We start from the raw sequence: 7519 nt of genomic DNA on the forward strand, positions 1-7519 counted from the left end.
GTAGACCGTACACGGCTCACCTGTGCGCTTATAGACAGACTCTAACTTGATCTCTCCAGGGGCAGCAAATTCTAGAAAGGCTTCTAGAAAGAACTTTATGACAGGGCACTCAGCAGGGCTTCGCCCATGGCCTTGCAGCCTACCTGGGTCATGGTCTCAGACATGATATCGCCAGTTCGATAACCCTGATCTAAAACTGTGGTCACGGCTTGCTCAATGCGATCGGCGGCGGCGGGCTGGTCGAGGGCGTAGCGCAGCATCATGGCGGCGCTCAGCACCTGGGCCAGGGGGTTGGCCTTGTCTTGCCCAGCAATGTCGGGGGCCGACCCGTGGACAGGTTCGTAGACCCCTGGCCCACTGGCTCCCAGACTGGCCGAGGGCAGCATGCCAATGCTGCCGGTGAGCATCGCCGCCGCATCGGAGAGAATGTCGCCAAACAGGTTGCCGGTAACGATCGTGTCAAACTGCTTGGGCCAGCGAATCAGCTGCATCGCCGCGTTGTCTACATACATGTGAGTTAGGGCAACGTCGGGGTAGTCAGCGGCTAGGGCGGTGATGCGATCGCGCCACAGCTGCGACACCTCCAGCACGTTGGCCTTATCGACTGAGCACAGCTGGCCTTTGCGTTTTTGGGCGGTCTCAAAGGCGACTTTGCCGATGCGATCGATTTCGCGATCGGTATAGGCCATGGTGTTGACCCCCCGCTTTTCCCCCGTCTCAGTTTCAAACACCCCCTTGGGGGAGCCAAAGTAGATGCCTCCGGTCAGCTCGCGCACCACCATAATATCGACGCCCTCTACCACCTCTCGCTTCAGCGAAGAGGCGTCAATTAGCTGCGGCAGAATGGTGGCTGGGCGCAGGTTGGCAAAAAGTTCTAACCCCGATCGCAGACCTAGCAGCCCTGTCTCAGGTCGCTGGTGGCGAGGCAACGTATCCCACTTATAGCCGCCGATCGCCGCTAGCAGCACTGCATCGCTGGCCTTGCAGGTCTTCAGCGTCTCCTCCGGCAGCGGCTCCCCAGTTTCATCAATCGCCGCTCCCCCGATCAGCGCTTCCTCAAACTCAAAGGCCAACTCCATCTGGCGGCCCACGGTGTTGAGCACGTCCACCGCCACCGCCATGATCTCAGGGCCAATGCCGTCGCCGGGCAGCAGGGTAATGCGATAGGTCGAAGTCATAGCGTTTGCAGAAGATGGCTTAAATGTAGGGTGGGCACTGCCCACCAGCCAGCCTGGGGAGCGCACCGATTCAATATCATACCCCCAGGGGCCAACCCTGCCCCACTCGCTTTCTACCAACTCACCTGTTCCCAATTCGACCCACCTAACTCCCGGCTGATGGTCGATACCCTATATGGGCAAACGACCGTTTGCCCATACGAGATGCCTGCTTTGATTTAAGTTACGGTCTCTCACTTAAACCCCGCTGCCCCCCATCCACCCTCCCATCCATCCACTCCCCACCACTCCAGCCCCCATGCCCCAATACCTCTACCTCCACGGCTTCGCCTCCAGCCCCCAATCGGCCAAAGCCCAGGCGATGAAAGCCCGCTTCGCTGCCCTCGGACTCGACCTCATCATCCCCGACCTCAACCAGGACGACTTTGCCCACCTCACCCTCAGCCGCCAAATTCAGCAGGTCAGTCTTCTGGTTTTGGCCCAGAGTGAACCTACAATCCTGATCGGCTCTAGCCTAGGGGGCCTCACCGCCGCCTGGGTTGTCCAGCAGGCCGCCATTACAAACCGCATCGAAAAACTGGTGCTCCTTGCCCCCGCCTTTGATTTTCTCAAGCAGTGGCTGCCTCGCATTGGCCCCGATCAGCTCGAAGCCTGGCGCACTGAGGGCACTTTGCCTATCTACCATTACACCGAGCAGCGCACCCTGCCGCTGCACTACAACTTCATCATCGACGCCCAAAGCTACAGCGACGATGGCCTAAAAGCCCAGATTCCGACCCTGATTCTCCACGGCACCAACGACGAGACTATATCTATAGAGGCGAGCCGTGCCTATGCGGCCACGCGCCCCTCGGTGCGACTGGTAGAACTCTTCAGCGACCACGCCCTAACAGATGTGGAGAAAGACATTTGGCAGCACACTCAGGAATTCTTACGCCTTTGAAGAGGCGATCGCACTTCACTCATAATGAGTCCACATCCGCAGAATTTTGACGGTGTGCTCATCCTCAATCACCTCGTAAACTAGCCGATGCTGAATATTGATGCGTCGAGAGTAGGCTCCAGCCAAGTCTCCCACCAGTTTTTCGTAGGGCGGCGGGTTTTGAAACGGATCAGCTTGAAGCACATCGAGGAGGCCCTGGGTCTTTTGCTTGAGATTGCTAGCAGCAAGCTTTTTGGCATCTTTTTGAGCTTGTTTTGTGAAAACTAGCCGCCAACTCACCAGTCAAGCTCCTCATCGCAGGCGTCGGTAGGGGTAGCCAGTCCTGTTTTAATCGATTCCCGCATGCCGGGCACAGAGAGTAAATAGAGCGTTTCTTGAATGCTGGCCCAGTCTTCTTCAGACAGCAGTACGGCATTGCTCTCGGCCCCAGTAATTACAATCGGCTGATGAGACTGGGTTACTTGATCAATCAGGTGCTGCAAATTGCTCTGCGCCTCTATCAACGGCCACTGTGCCATTGGGTTTCTTCCTAATTGGATTTCTTTTAGTCTAGCGATCGCAGCCTGTTCGTAAACCCGTTTCAAGAACTGCAACCCCCGTGCCACAATTAGCCCAATCCTCTACGTTAGTAACAGGGCAGCCCGGTGGAACCGTCTTCCCTCAGTGCGTCAAACAGTGAGCCCAATCCAGTTCAGCCGCAGGGGCCACCAACCCCACGGCAGTTGAGCAGCATTAAAGCGCAGCTCGACCTGGTACTGCTGGCCCTAGAAGCCCTCACCGGCCTGGGGTCCGACGCCATGCTGGCGGCGGCAAACGAGTTGGGAGTATCGGATTTGCTGAGCGATCGCGTCAACCTATGGCGCTTGCGTCAGGCCAGTCCGCTGCGCAAGGGTCAGGGCCGCAAAAAGCTTGATGTTGACGAAGCCCGCGCCCTAGTGTTGGTGAGTTGTCATTTAGCGATCGCCCATCGCGACCCCATTCGGCAGGCCGTGGCGCGGCTAGAGAAGGCCCTCGAACAGGGGCAGCCTCCTCACCGCACCGCGCAGTTAGGCGACTACCTCGACGCCTTTAGCAATGCCTACCAAGACCGCATGGAGGGCGACCAAACCGCCACCACTGACGAGATCAATGCCCTGGGGCTGAAGCTGCTGGTCGATCTGTTGTTCTACAGCGGGTCTGGCGGCAACCGTAAGCTGTGGGTGGCGCTGCTAGAGCGGGCTGGCCAGTGACGAGACGTTTGAATTTTAGATTGGTTAAGGTGTTCTTGAGCTGAGTGCTATGGCTGCGATCGCCACTGTCACCTCCTACGAATATGCAGCGGGTACCTGTACTCTGCGACTGGTGGGGGAGCTTTCGCCTCTGAGTCAGGTCACGGGCCGCCCAGTGCTGGGGCGATCGCGGTTTCACCTGCAAATGCAGGGGGATGATGCGCTCAGGGAAGCTAGAACCCTCGCTAGCCGGGCCATGCTTTTAGAGATCAGTGGCCGAGAGCCGCAGTTTTCGACCCTGGCAGAGTTGGTGCAAACCTACGTCCAAAATTATCTCAATGCCGATGCGATCGCCGCGGGAGGAGCGGTTGCTCGGGGAGAAAATTCGCTTCAGCCCGTCGGCCTCACTCGCCACCGGCTCACCCTGGCTGTGCCCCCCGAGCCACCTAGAGTAGTTGAACTCTCCACCCTGCAACTGTCTGACTTAGCCGATGCCCTAGAGCAGGCCGACAGCAACCTTCAGATCCTGCCCGATGCGGCGGTGCCCAAGACTCGTCGAGTGCGCCCCAAACTGCCGCTTTGGCTGGGATCTGTGGCGGCGGTGGGCATTGCGGCGCTGCTGGGCAACCAACTGCTCACCACCGCCCCTAGCTCCGTAGTGCTTTCCCCTAGCGAGGAGTCTCAACCAACCAATGGCTCAACGACCCAGAATTCTGCCGATAACCCACAGCTGACCCCAGCAGAACCTGCACCCACCGCCGCCAATACTCCTACTGCGGAAGATTCTGCCCCCGCTGCCGCAGGCGAAGCTTTGCCAGCACCCATTACAACAGCTCCGACCGGTCCAGCGGTCCCCGCTCCAACTAGTCCAGGGGCCCCCTCAGGCAGTGCACCTGAGCCTGGAACGCCCAAGGCATCGCCCCCATCTGCCGCCAGCCCAGCCCCAGCTCAACCATCCCAAAGTGAGCCCGCTCCAACCCCTGCCAACCCAGCCCAGGCCGAGGCGCGCGCTGGGGGGCAGGCCGCGCCTGACGCAAGCATAGCCACTGAACAGGCACCGAATGCTGCTCAGCCCGAGGCCCGAACGGCCCCGGCCAGCCCCGAAGCTTTTGATACTGGCCCCAGCATTGCCGCCACTACCGGCCCCGACTCTGCGATCGCCTGGATTGGCAACCTCACCCAGGCCCTTGAACAGCAGTGGCGGCCCCCGGCAAACCTAGCTGCGCCCCTGCGCTATCGCCTTGTCCTTGAGCCAGATGGCACCGTAACCGCCCTAGAGCCCCTCAATGACTTCTCGGCTAGCTACCAAAACAATGCCACCCTGCCTCAGGCCGGTGACACCATCCCTGGAGTTGTCAAAGACGCATCAACCACAGTAGAGGTGCAGTTTTTGCCCACCGGAGCAGTCGTCATAGCTAACCCTTAGGACTACTGTGGAGCTGCCCCTTGGGAACCAGTTTCTGGTCGGCGCTGGCTCCTGCGCTTGGCCTTGCGCATTTGCAGAGTTGACATGGCTTTGTCCACCGGGAACCCGACAACGGGAATGACCTGGTGCTTGCGATCGCGCTCTAGCTCCTTAAGCTCGGTGTAATCTATCCAGTGAATGCAGTCTACCGGGCAAGTATCGATCGCCTCTTGAATGAGCTCTTCAGAGTCACCATCTTGGCGGTAAACGCGCGAGCGCCCGTAGTCGGGCTCAATATAAAAGGTGTTGCGGGCCACGTGGGCACAGTGCTTACAGCCAATGCAGGTAATTTCGTCGACATAGACACCCTTTTGGCGCAGCTGGCCGCCCAGCTCAGGCTCATAACCAGTGCGGTCTTCGGCTTGGCGCAGGTGACCACCGAGTTCGGGTTCAAAGCCGGTCGCATCAGGTTGCCCATCAAACTGTGTCATCGTGGTTGCTACTCGTGCTTTAGAACGTGCTGGGCCAATACAAAGAGAGGGGCCAAATAGCCCCTCTCCAAGATTCAAAAGGTCGAGGGGCTAGCCATTCCAGCGCTGCACTACCAGCCGCACAGACCCATCTTCTCGTACCTGCTCCTCAGACAGCTGAAATCCCTGACGAGAAGTCTCAGCTACCACAGTGTTGTAGGCGTAGCGCTGGGTCACCCGGCTGAGGAACCCTTCAACAGTCAACGGTTGCTGCCAATATTGCAGATCGGCCACCAGCTCATAGTCACTGGTTTCGGGGTTGCGGCGAAAGCCAATATCGTAGCCGTTGTCTTGGGCAATTACTACGTCCGCAGACTGGGTTTGGCCTTGGTAGCCGCGCACATCACAAGGGCCAGACTTCCAGTCGGTGCCCAGGTCATTCAAAGCCAGCTTTAGGGAATCTAGATTGCGAATTTTGGTTTTGATTTGGCTAAAGTGTGACATTGCTAGGGGTGATAGTAGGGGACTCTAGAATCGAAAAATTACCACTGACTGTAGGCAGTTTGGGCAGCCACAGTTTCGGTAGCCGTCTGCTCATTCCGCTGAGCAAAATACTCAGAGGTTTGCTGCTGCGCCACAACGGTGCCTAGCTGAGCTTCAATAGCCGCAGTTACCTCAGCACAGGAGGCCCCCACAATGCCAGTCACCGTCTCTTTAACCCGACCGTCAGGGTAAATAATGAACTCTAACGTTTCCATAGGACTGCTCGTTTCAACACCATTGATGGTGATACTAGTGACCTTTAAACATTGTGGGTATTAACAACTTCCCTAGCGGTGTCAGGCTGGCAAGCACCAAATGTAGTAACCCGATCTTAACCAGCAGGGGTAGTGTAATCCGCCACTGTTCATTACGAAACTCAATCTAATGCATTGATCCCGGAAGTGGGCACATCCATTAGACGTAGTGTCGCGTAACTTCTAGAGAGCGTCAAGGCAACTTTTGTTACATATCGCAGCGCTTTTGATGACTTACGAACGATAAATAGCCGTTTCAGCCCCATCCAAAGTTGTAGAGAGTATTAAGAAAGTTAAAGATCAGTCTTTTGGCTCGATTGCTAAAGCTGAAGAAAAGTAGTTGTTCCGCCATCCCATCACTGTCCCCAAGTTCAGGCCATGACTACTTAGCTGCCCAATCCCAAAGCGTTACGAGATACATCGCTCTGACACTTCTAGAGAAGCAGTAAAATCAGCCGCCTCCCAATTTACGCCCCTGCCGGAGTGTTTGATAACGATCAAGTCGTGGTTGGACTAAATTCTATCGCCCAGTTGAAATGTCGGCAAATTGCTCATGGAGCATCCCGATTGCAAAAACTCGGTAACTATCAGCTGGCGGAACCAGATATTATCTGACTCCGCCGTACCACCCTGCTATTTCAGCTGGGTTACAAGACCAGAATTGATAAGGCTCTGCTCTTTTCTGCGATCGAGCAAAACAAAGACTCTAAAGAAATTTTTCATCCAAAACGTCGTTGGCTGGACGCTGCGGGACTATTCTAAAACTGCTTCGGAAGCCATACAAGCATTTGTAGCGGAAACGCTCTTAGCTCCCTCAGTTAGCAAGAAGCTCCGAAATGGCGAAGGCTAAGGGAAAACTACCGCCAAGCTAACAGCTTAAATCTAGAGGAAGCAACAACGGCAGTTGATGACACTTTGGTGACCGCGATCGCCCCTCTAAGCCGACATAGCTATCCCGCAACCCACACCAACCGCGTCTGCGCCGCTGAGAGGCATGCAAAAAGCGCCCCCCTTGCGGAGAGCGCTCTTTTGCTAATCAATCAATGGGGTAGCCGCAAGGGACTAGCCGATGATTTCAGGCGCCTCAGCCGTAGCGAGGTCGAGGGGGAAATTGTGAGCATTGCGCTCGTGCATCACTTCCATACCCAGGTTCGCCCGGTTGATCACATCCGCCCATGTGCCAATCACGCGACCCTGTGAGTCCAGAATCGACTGGTTGAAGTTGAACCCGTTCAGGTTGAACGCCATGGTGCTGATGCCCAAGGAGGTGAACCAGATGCCAATCACAGGCCACGCACCCAAGAAGAAGTGCAGTGAACGGCTGTTGTTGAAGCTGGCGTACTGGAAGATGAGACGACCGAAGTAGCCGTGGGCGGCAACGATGTTGTAGGTCTCTTCTTCTTGACCAAACTTGTAGCCGTAGTTCTGAGACTCAGTCTCGGTGGTCTCACGCACCAGAGACGAGGTCACCAGTGAACCGTGCATGGCGGAGAACAGAGAGCCACCGAACACACCGGC

The 7519-nt window shown here is 56.7% G+C and carries 9 protein-coding genes and 1 pseudogene; 3 read left to right on the plus strand and 7 right to left on the minus strand.

From position 1 onward, the window contains the following. Nucleotides 1-95 precede the first annotated feature (95 nt). Nucleotides 96-1178, minus strand: a complete 1083-nt coding sequence (gene leuB / locus H6F57_RS24455; protein WP_190631461.1) for a 3-isopropylmalate dehydrogenase — start codon at nt 1176-1178, stop codon at nt 96-98. A gap of 298 nt (nt 1179-1476) precedes the next feature. Here leuB and H6F57_RS24460 point away from each other — a divergent pair, with 298 nt between their 5' ends. Then, nucleotides 1477-2121, plus strand: coding sequence for a YqiA/YcfP family alpha/beta fold hydrolase (locus tag H6F57_RS24460; protein ID WP_190631463.1), 645 nt, complete (start codon nt 1477-1479; stop codon nt 2119-2121). A gap of 15 nt (nt 2122-2136) precedes the next feature. On the opposite strand, the gene H6F57_RS24465 is transcribed toward H6F57_RS24460, so the two are convergent. After that, nucleotides 2137-2400 carry a Txe/YoeB family addiction module toxin gene (locus H6F57_RS24465; protein WP_190631465.1) on the minus strand — a complete coding sequence of 88 codons (264 nt, stop codon included), beginning with the start codon at nt 2398-2400 and terminating at the stop codon, nt 2137-2139. Next, nucleotides 2397-2639 carry a type II toxin-antitoxin system Phd/YefM family antitoxin gene (locus H6F57_RS24470; protein ID WP_190631467.1) on the minus strand — a complete coding sequence of 81 codons (243 nt, stop codon included), beginning with the start codon at nt 2637-2639 and terminating at the stop codon, nt 2397-2399. The genes H6F57_RS24465 and H6F57_RS24470 overlap by 4 nt, the downstream gene beginning before the upstream one ends. Nucleotides 2640-2765: 126 nt before the next feature. Here H6F57_RS24470 and H6F57_RS24475 point away from each other — a divergent pair, with 126 nt between their 5' ends. Continuing rightward, a complete protein-coding gene (locus H6F57_RS24475; RefSeq protein ID WP_190631469.1) occupies nt 2766-3350 on the plus strand; it encodes a DUF3038 domain-containing protein in 585 nt (194 codons plus the stop codon). 49 nt (nt 3351-3399) lie between these two features. Beyond that, nucleotides 3400-4755, plus strand: a complete 1356-nt coding sequence (locus H6F57_RS24480; protein ID WP_190631471.1) for a DUF4335 domain-containing protein — start codon at nt 3400-3402, stop codon at nt 4753-4755. Between the two features lie 2 nt (nt 4756-4757). On the opposite strand, the gene H6F57_RS24485 is transcribed toward H6F57_RS24480, so the two are convergent. The 4 genes and pseudogenes from H6F57_RS24485 to H6F57_RS24505 all read right to left on the minus strand — a co-directional run. Continuing rightward, on the minus strand, nt 4758-5225 hold the full coding sequence (locus tag H6F57_RS24485; protein ID WP_190631473.1) for a ferredoxin: 468 nt from the start codon (nt 5223-5225) through the stop codon (nt 4758-4760). Nucleotides 5226-5315: 90 nt separating this feature from the next. Beyond that, entirely contained in the window at nt 5316-5708 is a 393-nt protein-coding gene (locus tag H6F57_RS24490; RefSeq protein ID WP_190519616.1) for a DUF1257 domain-containing protein, read from the minus strand. A 38-nt stretch (nt 5709-5746) separates the two neighbouring features. Continuing rightward, a complete protein-coding gene (locus tag H6F57_RS24495) occupies nt 5747-5962 on the minus strand; it encodes a DUF2997 domain-containing protein (RefSeq protein ID WP_190519618.1) in 216 nt (71 codons plus the stop codon). Between the two features lie 1101 nt (nt 5963-7063). Continuing rightward, nucleotides 7064-7519: pseudogene (locus H6F57_RS24505) on the minus strand (photosystem II q(b) protein); the annotation flags it as partial.

This window comes from Leptolyngbya sp. FACHB-60 (assembly GCF_014695775.1).
Classification (GTDB): domain Bacteria; phylum Cyanobacteriota; class Cyanobacteriia; order Phormidesmidales; family Phormidesmidaceae; genus Nodosilinea.